8 protein-coding genes are annotated in these 15,437 nt (G+C 42.3%); 4 read left to right on the top strand and 4 right to left on the bottom strand.

The features are described from left to right. Window positions 1-3: 3 nt before the first annotated feature. The gene (gene dacB / locus QTN47_RS12850) at window positions 4-1,326 is read left to right on the top strand and encodes a D-alanyl-D-alanine carboxypeptidase/D-alanyl-D-alanine endopeptidase (protein ID WP_369329789.1); all 1,323 of its coding nucleotides are present in this window, start codon (window positions 4-6) and stop codon (window positions 1,324-1,326) included. Between the two features lie 236 nt (window positions 1,327-1,562). Here the strand turns inward: dacB and mutL are convergent, their stop codons facing one another. Continuing rightward, the gene (gene mutL, locus QTN47_RS12845) at window positions 1,563-3,443 is read right to left on the bottom strand and encodes a DNA mismatch repair endonuclease MutL (RefSeq protein WP_369329788.1); all 1,881 of its coding nucleotides are present in this window, start codon (window positions 3,441-3,443) and stop codon (window positions 1,563-1,565) included. A 238-nt stretch (window positions 3,444-3,681) separates the two neighbouring features. On the opposite strand from mutL, the gene QTN47_RS12840 reads away from it, so the two are divergent. Together QTN47_RS12840 and QTN47_RS12835 are read left to right on the top strand one after the other, a co-directional pair. Further along, window positions 3,682-6,612 (top strand): serine hydrolase domain-containing protein, encoded by a 2,931-nt coding sequence (locus QTN47_RS12840; RefSeq protein ID WP_369329787.1) that lies wholly within the window; start codon window positions 3,682-3,684, stop codon window positions 6,610-6,612. 52 nt (window positions 6,613-6,664) lie between these two features. Then, window positions 6,665-8,353 (top strand): DUF4836 family protein, encoded by a 1,689-nt coding sequence (locus QTN47_RS12835; protein ID WP_369329786.1) that lies wholly within the window; start codon window positions 6,665-6,667, stop codon window positions 8,351-8,353. 576 nt (window positions 8,354-8,929) lie between these two features. Here QTN47_RS12835 and QTN47_RS12830 read toward each other — a convergent pair. Both QTN47_RS12830 and QTN47_RS12825 read right to left on the bottom strand, forming a co-directional pair. After that, entirely contained in the window at window positions 8,930-10,288 is a 1,359-nt protein-coding gene (locus QTN47_RS12830; protein ID WP_369329785.1) for a 3-keto-disaccharide hydrolase, read from the bottom strand. 108 nt (window positions 10,289-10,396) lie between these two features. Next, window positions 10,397-11,239, bottom strand: a complete 843-nt coding sequence (locus QTN47_RS12825) for a sugar phosphate isomerase/epimerase family protein (RefSeq protein WP_369329784.1) — start codon at window positions 11,237-11,239, stop codon at window positions 10,397-10,399. A gap of 255 nt (window positions 11,240-11,494) precedes the next feature. Between QTN47_RS12825 and QTN47_RS12820 the strand changes: the two genes are divergently transcribed. Then, entirely contained in the window at window positions 11,495-12,511 is a 1,017-nt protein-coding gene (locus QTN47_RS12820; protein ID WP_369329783.1) for a LacI family DNA-binding transcriptional regulator, read from the top strand. A 395-nt stretch (window positions 12,512-12,906) separates the two neighbouring features. Here the strand turns inward: QTN47_RS12820 and QTN47_RS12815 are convergent, their stop codons facing one another. Continuing rightward, window positions 12,907-15,108, bottom strand: coding sequence for a GH92 family glycosyl hydrolase (locus QTN47_RS12815; protein WP_369329782.1), 2,202 nt, complete (start codon window positions 15,106-15,108; stop codon window positions 12,907-12,909). Window positions 15,109-15,437: the final 329 nt, after the last annotated feature.

Genomic DNA, 15,437 nt, shown 5'->3' with positions numbered 1-15,437 from the left:
ACTATGCTATTTACCGGGAAATCATTCGCGCGACTATTTCTGTTTGGTTTACAGGCTTTGTCAGTAATGCATTTGACGTCCTGTTCTGTTAGCAAGAAAATAGGCAAACAGGCAGAGCAAAAAGTTGTGGACAAGCAGGAACTTACTACAGCACATGTGGGAATTGCTTTGTACGATGTGCAATCCGGTAAATTTCTCTACAAACATAACAGCGACAAATATTTTATTCCGGCAAGCAATACCAAATTGCTGACCTGTTATGCCGCAATGAAATATCTGGGTGACAGCATTGAAGCTGCAAAAGTTATAGACACTGACACCGCTTTGCTTGTTGAAGCGGCCGGTGATCCTACCTTTCTTCATCCTGATTTTAAAACGCATCCTTTATTAGAAGTACTGAAGTCCGCGAATAAAAAGATCGTGATCAACACCGCCAAATGGAACGAGATTGTTTTGGGTGCAGGATGGTCCTGGGACGATTATAGCGACGACTATATGGTTGAGCGGTCGGCATTTCCATTGCACGGCAACTTTGTCACTTTTAGCATTCAGGGTAATCAATTGGCTGCGCAGCCGGTTTTGCCGGACAACAATATCATTCGTAACGCTTCGTTGTTGCAAGATAGCTTCAGCATAAAAAGGGACCGAACCGCAAATACTTTTTATGTATCGCCCGGAAGATCAAAAAAAGTAGATGTGCCATTCGTTGTAAACGGAATTAACACTGCAGTCAATATTCTGCGGACCAATTATCAATTGAATGTAAGTTCTTCTTCCGCTCAACTCAACACAAATGCGGGCCACGTTATTTACTCCCAGCCAGTGGATTCATTGCTGAAAAATATGATGTACCGCAGTGATAATTTCTACGCCGACCAGACATTACTGATGGTTGCGAACAAGCGACTTGGTATAATGAACCAGGAGGCAATTGTTGATACGTTGCTGCATTCAGATCTGAAAAATCTGCCCCAGCCGCCACAATGGGTTGATGGAAGCGGCCTGAGCCGTTTTACCCTCGTTTCTCCGGAAGATTTTGTTGTGCTGCTTAGGAAGATGCATAACGAAGTTGACTGGAAACGGATCACAGCTATTCTGCCTACCGGGGGATCAGGTACGCTTGGCACTTACTACAAGACGCTTAACGGAAAGATCTACGCAAAGACAGGTTCGTTAAGTAATAACCTTGCATTGAGTGGCTATCTCATTACACATAAGAATAAACTGCTGATTTTTTCTGTCCTCATCAATAATCACATGGGGAATGTCCGCGCCATCAGGAAAGATGTGGAAGCATTTTTGACAGGAGTGGCGGAGATGTATTAAGCTCAAAGCCTAAAGCCCAAAGCTTAAAGCTGAAGATGAGTGTTGTACGTTGTAGGTTTTACGTTCTACGTTTATCAAATCGAAGGCGCCGGATTGCCGTAAAATACACCGTTGCGACAATTCTATGCGGCGCCCGTACTTCGTACTTCTAACTTCGTACTTAAAACATCATACAGCTCACACCCACAACGTACATCGTACATCTAACATCGTACATGGCATCACCGTACATCGAATCATCGTCCAAACATCCTGTCCAGGTAATCCTCTTTAAACTCGATATAAGTCGGGCTTCCGGTTGGCGTTACATTGGCTGTGTTGCATGAAAATAATTCTTCAACAAGCGTGCGCATTTCAGTTTGGGTAAGATGCTGTCCTGCCTTAATAGCTTGCTGACGGCTAAGGCATCGGATCAGTTTTTCGCGCTTACTGAACTTGATATCGCTGCTAAAATGTTTAAACTGTTCTATTAGCAACTCGATAGAATGCTTTTCATTTCCCTGGCTAACATCGGCCGGTACGCCTTGTATAACAAAACTGTCTTTGCCGAACGGCTCAACGTCGTAGCCCAGCATTTTTAACTCGGGCAATAAATCTGTGAGCAAAACAGCGTCAGAAGGGGAAACAGTTAAGGTTGAGGGAAACAACAGTTTTTGTGTCACCATCTGTCTGCCGTGAGCAGCAACGCTAAAGCGCTCATACAAAATGCGTTCGTGTGCAAGCTGCTGATGAACCAGCAAAAAGCCGCTCTGTGTGGGTGCAATGATATATGTTGTATGCAATTGCAACAAATGCGCATCCGTTGCAATCAGTTTATCAGATTGCTGATAGAGGCTGGATTGTTTCTGAGGCGCCGCGTAACCGGCACTTATATCCAGTGAATACTCTCCAATGGTTTCCGGCTGAGAAGCAGATGCCGGTTGCTGGGGACTTGTAAAAAAATCTTTCCAGTGCTTCAGTTCACTTTTTTCACTTGGATCGACTTTGTGAGCCTGATGTCTTTGAGTGAAGGTTTTAAACAACTGAGAACCGCTGACATCTTCTTTTGTCCCTTCAGTATACGGTTTACTAACGGCATCGAGCTGCTGGATCTCCGCATTTAAAGTAAAATCAAGAGACGGTGCCACGCTGAACTGTGCCAGTGCATGCTTTACTGCTGCCTGAACAAACGCATAAATGATCTTTTCATCCTCAAACTTGATCTCTTGTTTGGTGGGATGAACGTTGATGTCCACACGGGTAGGATCAAGATCGATATATAATGCGTATAAAGGAAAACTGTCTTTATTGATCAGGTTATCAAATGCGCTCATCACGGCATGGTTCAGGTATCCGCTTTTGATATACCGGTTGTTTACAAAAAAGTACTGTTCGCCACGGGTCTTGCGGGCCGCATCCGGCTTGCCTACAAAACCGTAAACGTTCATATAATCTGTTTCCTCTTTAACACTCACCAGCTTCGAAGCATATTGGTTACCCAAAACCTGTACTACACGTTGTTTAAGGTTTCCCGCTTCAAGGTGGAACATTTGCTCGCCGTTGGCCGTAAGTGAAAAGAAAATTTGTGGAAATGCCATGGCCACATGAATAAATTCGTCAACTATATGGCGCATTTCAGCAGCATTGCTTTTAAGGAAATTTCTACGCGCCGGCACACTGAAGAACAAATTCTTCATGGCGATGCTGGTACCAACAGGGCAAGCACAAGGTTCCTGCTTTATAACCACACTGTTTTCAATTTCAATGTAGCAGCCCAATTCCTCATCCGCCTTCCGCGTTTTTAATTCTACCTGGGCCACAGCGGCGATGGAGGCAAGCGCTTCACCACGAAAACCCATTGTTCGTATATGGAAAAGATCGTTTACGTTTTTTATTTTGCTGGTAGCATGTCTTTCGAAGCACATACGCGCATCGGTTTCGCTCATGCCCTTTCCGTTATCAATAACCTGTATTAAACTTTTGCCAGCATCTGTAATAATCAGCTTTATCTCTGTTGCACCAGCATCTACGGCATTTTCAAGGAGTTCCTTTACCGCACTTGCCGGACGTTGAATCACTTCTCCCGCTGCTATTTGGTTTGCTATATTGTCAGGTAATAATTGAATAATGTCCGCCACAGTTCCTCTTAATTTAGCCGGTAAAAGTAGGAAAAGAAAGCGAAACCCCACGAGGCGGCCAGCCCATTATTGGGGTAATAACGAAACAATAATTGATCAGATTTGGCCCGTCCAACAAATTGGTATTTTTTACAATATTTTAAAGTCCCTCAACTCATATTCTCCTATTCGCACATTCACCCATTTGCACATTCGCACATTCTAATGCAGTATCTTGTGCATCTAACAGCGACCTTACATGAAAAAAGTACTGACACTTGTTGTTTTACTCTCTGTCACATCTTTATTATATGCACAGCCATTTGTGAAAATTACACCGGAAGCCACGAAATGGGTGGATAGTGTATTCAGAAAACTAAGTAAAAATGAAAAAATTGCCCAGCTGATGATCGTGCGGGCCCACAGCAACCTGGGACCAGATCATGTAAAACAGGTAACCGGATTGGTAAAAAAATATCATGTAGGTGGATTGTGTTTTTTTCAGGGCGGTCCTGTTCGCCAGGCCAATCTCACAAATTATTATCAGAGCATAACGGAAGTCCCTTTGCTCGTGTCAATTGATGGTGAGTGGGGACTCGGAATGCGTCTTGACAGTGTGATTAATTATCCACGTCAGTTAATGATGGGCGCTGTTCCGGATGCACAGTTGATCTATGCTTTTGGACGGGAAGTTGGCCGCCAGTGCAAACGCCTGGGAATACAGGTGAACTTTGCTCCCGATGTTGACATTAACAACAATCCGGCTAACCCGGTAATTAATGACAGAAGTTTTGGCGAGGATAAATACAAAGTGGCACTGTTCGGAACGGAGTATACAACGGGTATGCAGGATGAAGGTGTTCTTGCCTGCGCAAAGCATTTTCCGGGTCATGGCGATGTTGCGGTGGATTCTCATTTTGATCTCCCCATAATTAAGAAAACAAGAGCGCAGTTGGATTCACTGGAACTCTATCCTTTCCGCGAGTTGATTAAAAATGGGGTTGGCGCCGTAATGAGCGCGCATTTATCAGTCGCCGCGATTGATACAACACCCAACCTGGCAACTTCCATTTCTGCAAAAAATGTAAACGGACTGCTTAAAAATGAACTGGGTTTTAAAGGACTGACTTTTACTGATGCCCTGGAAATGAAGGGGGTAACTAAATTTTTCCCCGGCGGAGAAATTTCTTTACAATCGCTTATCGCAGGTAATGACATGTTATGCCTGCCACAGGATATCCCCGGCAGCATTAAAAAAATCCGAAAAGCGTTGAAAAAAGGAGTGCTGCAATGGGACGACATTAACGCCCGCGTGAAAAAAGTTTTGCTGTATAAGTATGCCCTCGGTTTAAATAATATCCACCCCATCGATCTTAATAACCTTGCTGCAGATCTGAATGCCGGTACAAACGCATTGAAAACCACGCTGGCGCAAAATGCAATCACTTTACTGAAAAACGAACAGCCACAACTGCTGCCTTTGCAGAAGAATCTAAAGCTGGCTTACGTTGGTGTAGGATTGGATGGCGGCAATACATTTTCATCGCTGTTGCAGGATCAGTACAAAGCTGATGTATACTATTACTCCTTTAAAGACAGCACTGGCGGGATAGAAAAAATAAAATCTGCGCTCGCAAATAGATACGATCTGGTTATTGTTGGTGTTCATGCCTATAGCCGCCGGCCTGCCAATAATTTTGGAATACCCGATAAGGCAGTAGCATTGGTTAATGATATTCAACAAAAGAGTAAAGCCGTTGTTCTTGCTTTTGGCAATCCATATGCAATAAAGAACTTCAGCCGTTCCAGCAATCTTTTTGCTTGTTACGAGGATGACTCTATCACGCAAAAGGCTGCTTTTGATATTTTGTCAGGTAAACTCATCGCTAAGGGATCGTTGCCTGTAACCATTTCTCCGGAGCTGAAGTTTGGCAAGGGCATTACCACCAACTATTATTTCCCCCAGGTGCAACCTGAATCGGTAGGGATGGATAGCAAAAAACTGTCGCTGATAGATAGTATTGCCAACGATGCAATTGTCAACAGGGCCACACCTGGTTGTGTTGTACTGGTTGCTAAAGATGGAAAAGTGGTGTTTCAAAAAGCATATGGCTACATGACGTACGACAGTACAGAGTCCGTTAGTACATCCAGCATGTATGACCTGGCATCTGTTACCAAAACAAGTGCGACTACAGTAAGCATAATGAAATTGTACGAAGAAGGAAAGATCAGCATCGATAAAACATTGGGAGATTATCTGCCCTGGGTAAAAGGCAGTAATAAAGAAGGGTTGACCTTGCGGAACATATTGTTGCACCAGGCAGGACTGGTAGCTTTTATTCCTTTTTATACAGCAACAATCGAAAAAAGCGGTGTTCCCAAACCCGGCTATTACGATTCTTTAGATGAAGATCATTACACAATACCAGTCGCGCGGAATATGTTTATGCGCAGTGACTACGAGGATACGATCTACAAACGGATACTGGAAAGCCCTGTTGGAAAAGAACCAAAGTACATTTATAGCGATAATGACTTTATTTTCCTGGGAAAGATTGTGGAGCAGGTAACCGGAAAGCCATTGGATGAATATGCAAAAGCCACATTCTATCAGCCGCTGAATATGACCAGCACAACTTTTAAACCATTACAGCATACAACACTGACAGCAATTGCGCCGACAGAAAAGGAGAAATATTTCCGCATGCAGCAGATCCGGGGATACGTTCATGATCCCGGTGCTGCAATGTTTGGAGGAGTGGCTGGTCATGCAGGCTTGTTCAGCAACGCTTATGACCTGGCGCAGTTGTACCAGATGCTGGCGAACGGAGGAGAAATGAACGGACAGCGTTTTCTTAAAAAAGAAACGATCGACTATTTTACCGCTTATCAAAGTAATATCAGCAGGAGGGGACTTGGATTTGACAAACCTGAAAAGGATCTCGCCAACTCCAAAGATCCTTACCCATCGAGAAGTGTTTCGCCGCAAACCTTCGGCCATACCGGTTTTACGGGAACATGTGTGTGGGTTGACCCCAAATATAACCTGGTATACATATTTCTCTCCAACCGCGTATGCCCGACCGGAGGCGACAATCTGAGGCTCAGCCATCTGAATGTGCGCTCGAACATCCAGGAAATCATCTATAGCTCTTTTGGCCACCAGGAAACCGGTTATAAAAAATAAAACGCTAAATATTACCATAAAAACTAATTTAGCTTTCTATTAAAAAACATTTATGACAAGAAATTTTGTAACCCGATGCCTCCTGTTTTGCATGGCTGTTGCGCTGATTGCAACATCGTGTAAAAAGTCCGTTCCCAAGCAGGTGACATTTATTCCCAAAGATGCAACCATGGTGTTTTCGGTTAACGCAAAGAGTGTTACCGAAAAACTGTCTAAGAGCAGTGTGAACCTCGATTCTCTTTTCAATACCATATTTAAAGACTCCGCTAAGTCTGAGGTAGCGAAAATGAAATCTGCTGTTGGCGATCTTAAAAATGCAGGGATAGACTGGTCTTCCGATGTTTATTTCTTCCTGAAAAACAAAGGCTCAATAATGACCGGTCAGCAAAATGCATTTGCTGCAATTGCATTGATAAAGGATGCCGGAAAGTTTGAGGCGTATTTGAAAAAACAGAAACCTGAAGCTGCAATCAAGAAAGAAAGCAAATATTCATATGCGGTGATAGATAACGATGTTACGGTAGGTTGGAACAGCGATGTAATTATTGTTGCAGGTAATAAAGAATATAACAGGAATACAGCCTCAAGCGGTCAACCAGACGACGGACATTTATTGTTGAATACACTGTACGAGCAAAAAGAAGCGGAATCTATAGCTTCAATTCCTGAGTTTGTAGAGCTTGCTAAAGAAAAATCTGATGCCACAGTGTTCACTAATTCTTCGGGATTGTTGAACAATGTACCGATGCTCAGCATGACTAAGGCGAGTGATCTTCTCAATAACGCATATTCTGCAACGACAATTAATTTCGAAGATGGCGAAATCGTTGCTTCTTCAAAAGGCTATAGCAGTCCCGCTTTAAAAGATATCCTGAAAAAATATCCGGGACAAAAGATCAATATGGATATGATCAATAAATATCCATCATCCAATGTTGATGGTTTTATTTTGTTGTCATTTAATCCACAAATACTGATTGATATTATTAAATACTCTGGCTTTGATGTACAGGCAAATCAGTATTTGAATGAAATGGGCTTTACACTGGATGATGTTGCTAAAGCATTTAAAGGAGAATTCTCCTTTGTTGTTTCTGATCTTGCAGTGGTTAAACAACCTAATCCGTACTATCCTCAGATGACCATGACCAAGCCGGATATGAAATATCTTTTCAACGCAAAAGTCGGAGATAAAGCTTCTTTTGAAAAGGTTATGAATACATTGGTTTCAAAAGGCATGCTTACCAAAAACGGCGATCAGTATCTGCTTCCGCAAAACTTTCCCGGAACAAGCTACCTGATCAACAGCAAGGACATTATTGTTGCAAGTGATAGCGCGATGGTTGGTCAGTATTCAGCCGGATCTGCTAAGGCTACTTTCACGTCTGATGTAGACGGCAAAGTAAGTGGTAAACCATTTGGAGCGTATGTTGATATCAATAAGATCTTACAGGCATTTCCGCTTGACTCCAGTTCAACAGCGGACCAGGTTGCTACAATGAATAAGGCTAAAACCACCTTTAAAGATCTCGTTGGCTCTACTGAAAATTTTGACGGTAAACTGATCAAAAGCTCGATGCAGCTGAGAATGGTTGATGGAAAGAAAAACAGTCTTGCGTCACTGGCAGAATTTTTAGCTGAAGCTGCAAAAAACATTCCTCACAAGGAAAGTGTTGACATGGATATGAATGGTCAGGCTCCGGATAGCACTACCGCTCCAGGTGTTGATAGTGTGAAATAATTGAAAATTGAAAGGTGAAAATTGACAATGGATTGGAGAGATAATTGAAAATTGAGAGGTGAAAATTGAAAATGGATCGGAGCGAATGATAAGCGGAGCACAATAAAAAATAGATAAAAAGCGCGGCAATTTTGTCGCGCTTTTCTTTTGAGATGATAGCCCTAATTGAAAATTGATAGTTCTATGCCATTTAATTAAGAGTTGCCAATATTAAGCGTTTAAATATTTTAATATCAGATCAACATTTGAGAGACCTGTACTGTCGTGCTGCTGACAAAGCTCATATCAGTTGCAATTTTCCCCTAGGGGATTGAGCTCAATAGAATTAATCAAGAGATGAAGAGCATTGCCCGTAGGGCATTAATCGAAATAAGGAGGTTAATGTCCTACGGACAATAAGGGCCTTGTATGTTAGGACTTCTATTGAACTTTAAGCCCTGCGGGCTACAGACAAAAGAGTACCGGTCAGGCGGCCTTCGGGATTTCATTGAATTATACAATAAAAAAGCGCGACAAACAATGTCGCGCGTTTTTCACTAAGCTGATAGCTGATAGCTGATAGCTAAAAGCTGACAGCTATTTCAGCTCTTTAATTTTTATGCTTCTGTAAGAAACTTCATTGCCATGGTCCTGTAACAGGATATGTCCTGCAGGTGCCGTGCCGAAATTCTTCCAAACCTTGTATTTGCTTATCGCAACAAGTGCTTCATACTCTTTGGAACCTCTTTCATACTCTACCATTTTGTAGCCATTTAACCAATGCTCTACGTGGTTATTTGGATAAACAATAATGCGGCCCCTGTTCCATTCGCCAATCTTTTTCAGTGCTGCAGGAATATTTTTACGGGGAATAAGATCATACAAAGAACTTAAAGTTCTGTCGCCGTCACGTCCCAGCTTTGCATCAGGATGTTTTTCATCATCCAGCACCTGGTATTCAAGACCGATCGCAGAAAGTCCTTTTGAATCATTTTCTTCCTTCACAAAATATTTTACACCGCTGTTGGCGCCGTCAGTCAGCTTAAATTCAAACTGAAGATCAAAAGCACTATATTCTTTTTCAGTAACAATATCTCCACCGCCACCAGCTTCATGACCGTTAGAAGGCTGCACGGTTAATACGCCATTGTCCATTTTCCATCCGCTTGCAGGGAACTCAGTTTTGAAAGCTCTTCTCCAGCCTGCAGATGTTTTCCCATCCCACAAAAGTTTCACGCCATTTTGTTTTTCCTGTGCAGAAACATTATTAGGAAGAAGATTTACAACATATACGTCATCGTTAGGCGATGGTTTAAGATTGGCAGTTTCGATAGAGATATTTTTCCAGTGGATTTTTTTGCCGGCATCTTCTGTCTTGCTTCCAATTCCATGAACTTGAAGGGCGATAAAACCTTTCAGTGTAAGATCGTCAACAAGGTTAGCAGCGGGAACGCCATTTACCCATGTGCGGATACTGCTGCCGATGCATTCTACCCTGTATTTGTTCCAGCCGTCTTTTTTGTATGCCTTTTGCGCGGCAGGATTATAAGTCAGCGGATACAGCCAGCCTCTTCTTGCTTCGTCATAAATGCCACCGCTCCATGCACGTTCGCTTGGATCAATTTCAATCTGGTAGCCATGCACGCGGCCATTTTGATACGAAGGTGTGCTTTCGCTTCTTACCTGTATTCCTGAATTAAACTCTCCTTCAAATTTAAACTCAAGCTCGAGAATGAAATCGCCATACTCTTTTTCTGTTACCAGGAAAGAGTTCGGCTCATTCACGGTTGTAGTACCGATGATCTCGCCATCTTTTACTTCATATTTGGCTTTGCCGTTAAGTTGTTTCCAGCCGGAAAGATCGCGGCCATTAAACAGCGATTTCTTTTCCGCTGCGATTGTCTGTGATGACAGCAACAGGCTGATTCCTGCTGCGAATAATAATTTCTTATACATTGAAATTTGTTTGCTGATTAAAAATAAAGCTTAGAGCCTAAAGCCTAAAGCTCAAAACCTAATACCTAATACCTGAAACCTGATACCTGAAACCTGATACCTGATACCTCACACCGTTTTCATCACGCCTCTCACATATCCCACCGATTCAGCTATCCCTACCAAAGGATCCTTCATATTCTTTTCATATTCTACGCTGATCATCCCATTGTATTTTACTTTCTCCAGTGCCTTGATCAACGCCGGGTAGTTTATAACACCGCGACCGATCTCTGTAACTGATGCATTTTTTTCGCGGGCAACAACATCCTTAATGTGCATGTCGAACAGTCGTTTGCTGTACAATTTTACCGCTTCGTCCGGTTCTGTGCCTGCTCTCAATGCATGTCCCACATCAAGACACAGACCCATACGCGCATCGCGATCTTTGATCTGATCCCATACCTGTTTAGGACCGGGATATAATTTATCCTCGGGACCGTGGTTGTGAATGGCGATCTTAATATTGGTTTGTTTAACTTTTTCCTCTGTGTAATCCAGCAGGTCGTAATTGGGTACACCCACAATCATGTTCACTCCAACACGTTTTGCATAATCAAAAGCCTGGTCAACGGCTTCTTTTGATTTCATGTATATCACGCCTACGGTGTATACATTTATGCCGCCATCTTTAAACTGCTGCAATACCTGCTTTATCTTTTCATCAGAGCTGTTTAGTGGCAAGTGAAAATCTTTTACCGAAATGTTGTGTACATCCAGCTTTTTCATCATTTCAATGGATGCAGCTACATCAAAATTCAGGAAAGTGTAACCTGCCATCCCAATAGAAAATGTGGTTGCTTTTGATGAATCACCGGCATAGAATGCCGAGGCTTTTGATATTGCAGGAAAGGACAGCGTGCCGGCCATTCCTACAGCAGTAGTGCGGATAAAATTTCTTCTTGAGGACATGTTGATTAGTTAATAAGTTTTATTCTGTAAACGTGAACCTGTGTTGCAGCTATTACAGCAAAGCAAAAGTTATGGATTCTAAGTTCTCACAATTTTAGGTAAAATAGCAGGCATAATATGTTTTTTTACGCAAACGATTCCGCAAATTTGTTGGATAAAGAGTGTAAATTTCGCGTCCAAGAGGTTGTATGACTGACATCATACAAAAGTGTAAATCTGATTTGTAGCGGATAATTATTCACCGGCATATAAGCTATGGAACCTGTTAATTTGAAATATCTGGCAAAGGAGCTGGGATTGGCAACATCTACTGTGTCGCGGGCATTGCGTAACAGCCACGAGATAAGTGATGAGACCAAGCAGCGTGTAATGGCAATGGCAAAGAAACTGAATTATGAGCCTAACCCTTATGCCAGCAGCCTGCGGAAGCAAAAGAGCAAGACCATCGGTGTTATTATACCTGAAATAGCCAATAATTTTTTCATCCTGGTAATTAATGGGATAGAGGCAATTGCCCGCGAAAAGAATTACCATGTGCTTATTTATCTTACGCATGAAGATTATGAGCGTGAAAAGTACATTGTACAGCATTTACAGAATGGAAGAGTGGACGGTATCCTGATGTCGGTTTCAAGCGAAACCGTGAATGTGGATCATTTGATGGACCTGCAGGATAAGGGCTTACCGATTGTTTTTTTTGATAGAGTATGTGAATCCATTCCAACGGCCAAGGTTACAACAGACGACTATAATTGTGGCTACCTGGCTACTGAACATTTGATTAAGCAGGGTTGTAAAAATGTGGCTTATTTCTCTTTTTCAAGGCAGTCCATCAACAGCAAGCGAATGGCTGGTTACGAAGATGCGCTGAAGAAATATGGCATTCCTCTAAAACCTCATTTAATAGTAAGTGGAACGACCAATGACACTGAAAATTACAAACTGATAAAAAAGCTGCTAAGTAGCAAGCAAAGGCCGGACGGGATTTTTTCTGCAGTAGAAAAGATGGCTGTTTCAACGTATAATGTTTGCGCCGATATTGGATTGAATATCCCTAACGATATAAAGATTGTAAGCTTCAGTAACCTGGAAGTGGCGCCCTTGTTACATCCATCATTAACAACAATCACACAGCCGGCTTTTGATATTGGTAAAGAAGCAGTATCTATTCTGTTTAAATCCCTGGAGAAAAAGAATTACACGTTGCCCGACGAGACCTTTATACTAAAGTCAGCATTAGTTGTGCGTGACTCAACAAAGAAGTCTGCTTAAGAAGGGAGGTGCTGCACGATTGTAATACAAAAAACGATGTTAACTGCGTGTTTCAAGTCCTTTGTTGCCATAAAAATTACACAGAGTTTCACGGAGGATGCACAGAGGGCCACAGAGTTAAAAAATCTCTGTGGCCCTCTGTGAAAAAACTCTTTTTACTCTGTGGTAAAAAACTCTGTGCTTCTGTGTTTCAGTGGCAAAAAAATCTTTCTCCGTTTGCCAAAGCTAAAAGCCCATAGCTGATAGCTGCACAAAGGGCCACAGAGTTAAAAAATCTCTGTGGCCCTCTGTGAAAAAAAACTCTGTGTAATCCGTGGTAAAAATTCTGAGCTTCTGTGTTTCAGTGGCAAAAATCTTTACCAAAGCTAAAAGCTCATTGCTGATAGCTAACAGCTTTATGGTCTGTCTTTAATTTCCTTTCCAAAACTCATCGATGGTTTATCGCCCATTGTTATAACCAGCTCTCCGCCTTTAATAATATCCTGGTGCGTGATATAACTTTTAGTATATGGTTTTCCATTCAGCACCATGCTCTGTATATACATATTCTTCGCAGAATTATTGATTGTACGAACTGTGAACTTCTTTCCTTCAGCCAATGATAAAGTTGCTTTATCAAACAACGGACGTCCGAAAACATAACGGCCATCTGCTGCATTTACAGGGTAAAAACCGAGCGAGCTTAAAACATACCAGGCACTCATTTGTCCGCAATCTTCATTGCCACATAATCCGTCTGGTTTATCTGTATACAATTCTGAAGTGATCTGATTTATTTTCTCAGCCGTTTTGTAAGGCGCACCTGCATAGTTATACAAATATGCAGTGTGATGTCCAGGCTCGTTGCCCTGTGCATACTGACCGACCATTCCGCTGATATCAGGAGATACGTTGGCTCCGGTCATTGCAGATGATACACTAAATAGAGAATCCAGTTTAGAAATGAATTTTTTATCACCACCATGTGCCTCAATTAATCCCTTCACATCCTGAGGTACAAACCAGCTATGCTGCCATGAGTTACCTTCTGTGAACATGGCCTTGTCAGCATCATGTTCAGAATAATACGGATCGAAAGGCACTACCCATTTACCATCGCTGTTTTTAGCCCTGGCAAAGCCAATTGAGGTATCGAAGAGATGCTTCCACGATGAAGAACGTTTCATAAACGTGTTGTATTCATCTGTTTTACCCAGTTTTTTTGCTACCTGTGCAATGCACCAGTCGTCAAAAGCATATTCAAGTGTGATGGTAACGCTGCTGCCATATTTGTCTTGCGGCACATAACCATATTTTCTGTAAACATCGGTGCCGCGAATGTCTTGCATGGCACTTTTTTTCATTGCTTCATATGCAAGATTTACGTCAAATCCTTTAATGTTTTTAAGGATTGCACCGGTTATAACAGGAACAGCGTGATAGCCCGTCATGCAATTTGTTTCGTTAAAGGCAAGGTCCCACACAGGCAGTAAACCATGCTGTTTGTAAAATTTAAGAAATGAGTTAATGATATCAGTAACACGATCAGTCTGTATCAATGTAAACAAGGGACTTTGCGCACGAAATACATCCCAGATAGAATGTGTACTGTAAATTGGTTCAGTACTATTTTCAATACTTCCAGTTGCCGTTTTGTAGTTGCCTTTTTCATCATTAAAAATGGTAGGCGCTACAAAGGAGTGATACAATGCTGTATAGAATATTTTCTTTTGTTGGTCATTTGTTTCAATGGCAATCTTGCTAAGTTCTTTTTCCCATGACTGCTGAGCCAATTCTAATGTGCGATCAAAATTAATCCCGTTAGTATTGTCGATTACGGCCATTGCACCTTCAATATTGGCAGAGCTTAACGCCACTTTCATTTCTATTTGCTCACCCTGTTTGGTGCTGAACATAAGGCACGCAACAGTTTTCTTTGATGTGGCCGCAGTTCCGCCCGCTTCTTGTCCGTCTTTAAACAAAACCAGTTTTTGTACTGGTTTGCTCAGCCGTACAACAAAGTACACTTTTTGATCATTTGCCCATCCTGTTGAAAAACGGTAGCCGGCAAAAGTGCTGTCGTCGATGCGGGTGAAATTGGTTTCGGTGGCCTTATCCCAGTTGATGGCGAAACCAAGATCAAAACGGATCATTGCTTTTTCTGAGGCCGGGAATGTGTATCGATGAACGCCATATCTCAATCCGGCTGTAAGCTCCGCCTGTATGTTGTATTTTTTGAGATCTACTTTATAGTATCCCGGGGAAGCTGTTTCAGATCCATGTGAAAAATTGCTGGACAATTTTCCCGCGTTGGGATCCTCTCCAACTACCGGCAACACAGAAATATCGGCCAGGTCTCCAATGCCTGTACCACTCAGGTGTGTGTGACTAAATCCTACAATTACTGAATCTGAATAGTTATAACCGCTGCACCAGTCCCATCCCTGCGTGCCATTATCCGGACTTAGCTGCACCATTCCAAAAGGAACGGTTGCACCCGGATAGGTGTGCCCATGGGCCGCCGTTCCAATAAAAGGATCCACGTATTTTGTAACGGACTGGGGAAAGGATAGAACGCCCTGCAGCAGGCAACAGCTCAATAACAATTTCTTTTTCATTAGAGTAGTATTTAAGTGATGCTAAACTGTCGCGAATGTAGGACAAAATGGACAGGCAGAATATGATTGATGGCGGATTGGGGTCGATGGGCAACAGTGCAGATCGTCAATGGTCAATAGTGAATAGTGAAATGTGAGGCATGCAATGTTCTGGGCTGGCAGCGCAGAATGGTCAATAGCGAATGGTCAATAGTGAAATGGGCGAGATGTCGTCAATAGCGAATGGTGAATCAATGTCGTTGAAATAAGAACTAAAGTTGTTTATAATTCATGGAAGGCGGCCTTTTAAGCCGCTTTTTTCGATCGAATCTTCTATTCGGCCTTATGAT

It is taken from the genome of Danxiaibacter flavus (assembly GCF_041060425.1).
Taxonomy (GTDB): domain Bacteria; phylum Bacteroidota; class Bacteroidia; order Chitinophagales; family Chitinophagaceae; genus Danxiaibacter; species Danxiaibacter flavus.
The sequence above is the reverse complement of the archived record's forward strand: the minus strand, read 5'-3'. Positions and strand labels throughout refer to the sequence as shown.

Coding starts and splice junctions, on each gene's coding strand:
- dacB (WP_369329789.1), top strand. CDS start 4: ATGCTATTTACCGGGAAATCATTCGCGCGACTATTTCTGTTTGGTTTA.
- QTN47_RS12840 (WP_369329787.1), top strand. CDS start 3,682: ATGAAAAAAGTACTGACACTTGTTGTTTTACTCTCTGTCACATCTTTA.
- QTN47_RS12835 (WP_369329786.1), top strand. CDS start 6,665: ATGACAAGAAATTTTGTAACCCGATGCCTCCTGTTTTGCATGGCTGTT.
- QTN47_RS12830 (WP_369329785.1), bottom strand. CDS start 10,288: ATGTATAAGAAATTATTATTCGCAGCAGGAATCAGCCTGTTGCTGTCA.
- QTN47_RS12825 (WP_369329784.1), bottom strand. CDS start 11,239: ATGTCCTCAAGAAGAAATTTTATCCGCACTACTGCTGTAGGAATGGCC.
- QTN47_RS12820 (WP_369329783.1), top strand. CDS start 11,495: ATGGAACCTGTTAATTTGAAATATCTGGCAAAGGAGCTGGGATTGGCA.
- QTN47_RS12815 (WP_369329782.1), bottom strand. CDS start 15,108: ATGAAAAAGAAATTGTTATTGAGCTGTTGCCTGCTGCAGGGCGTTCTA.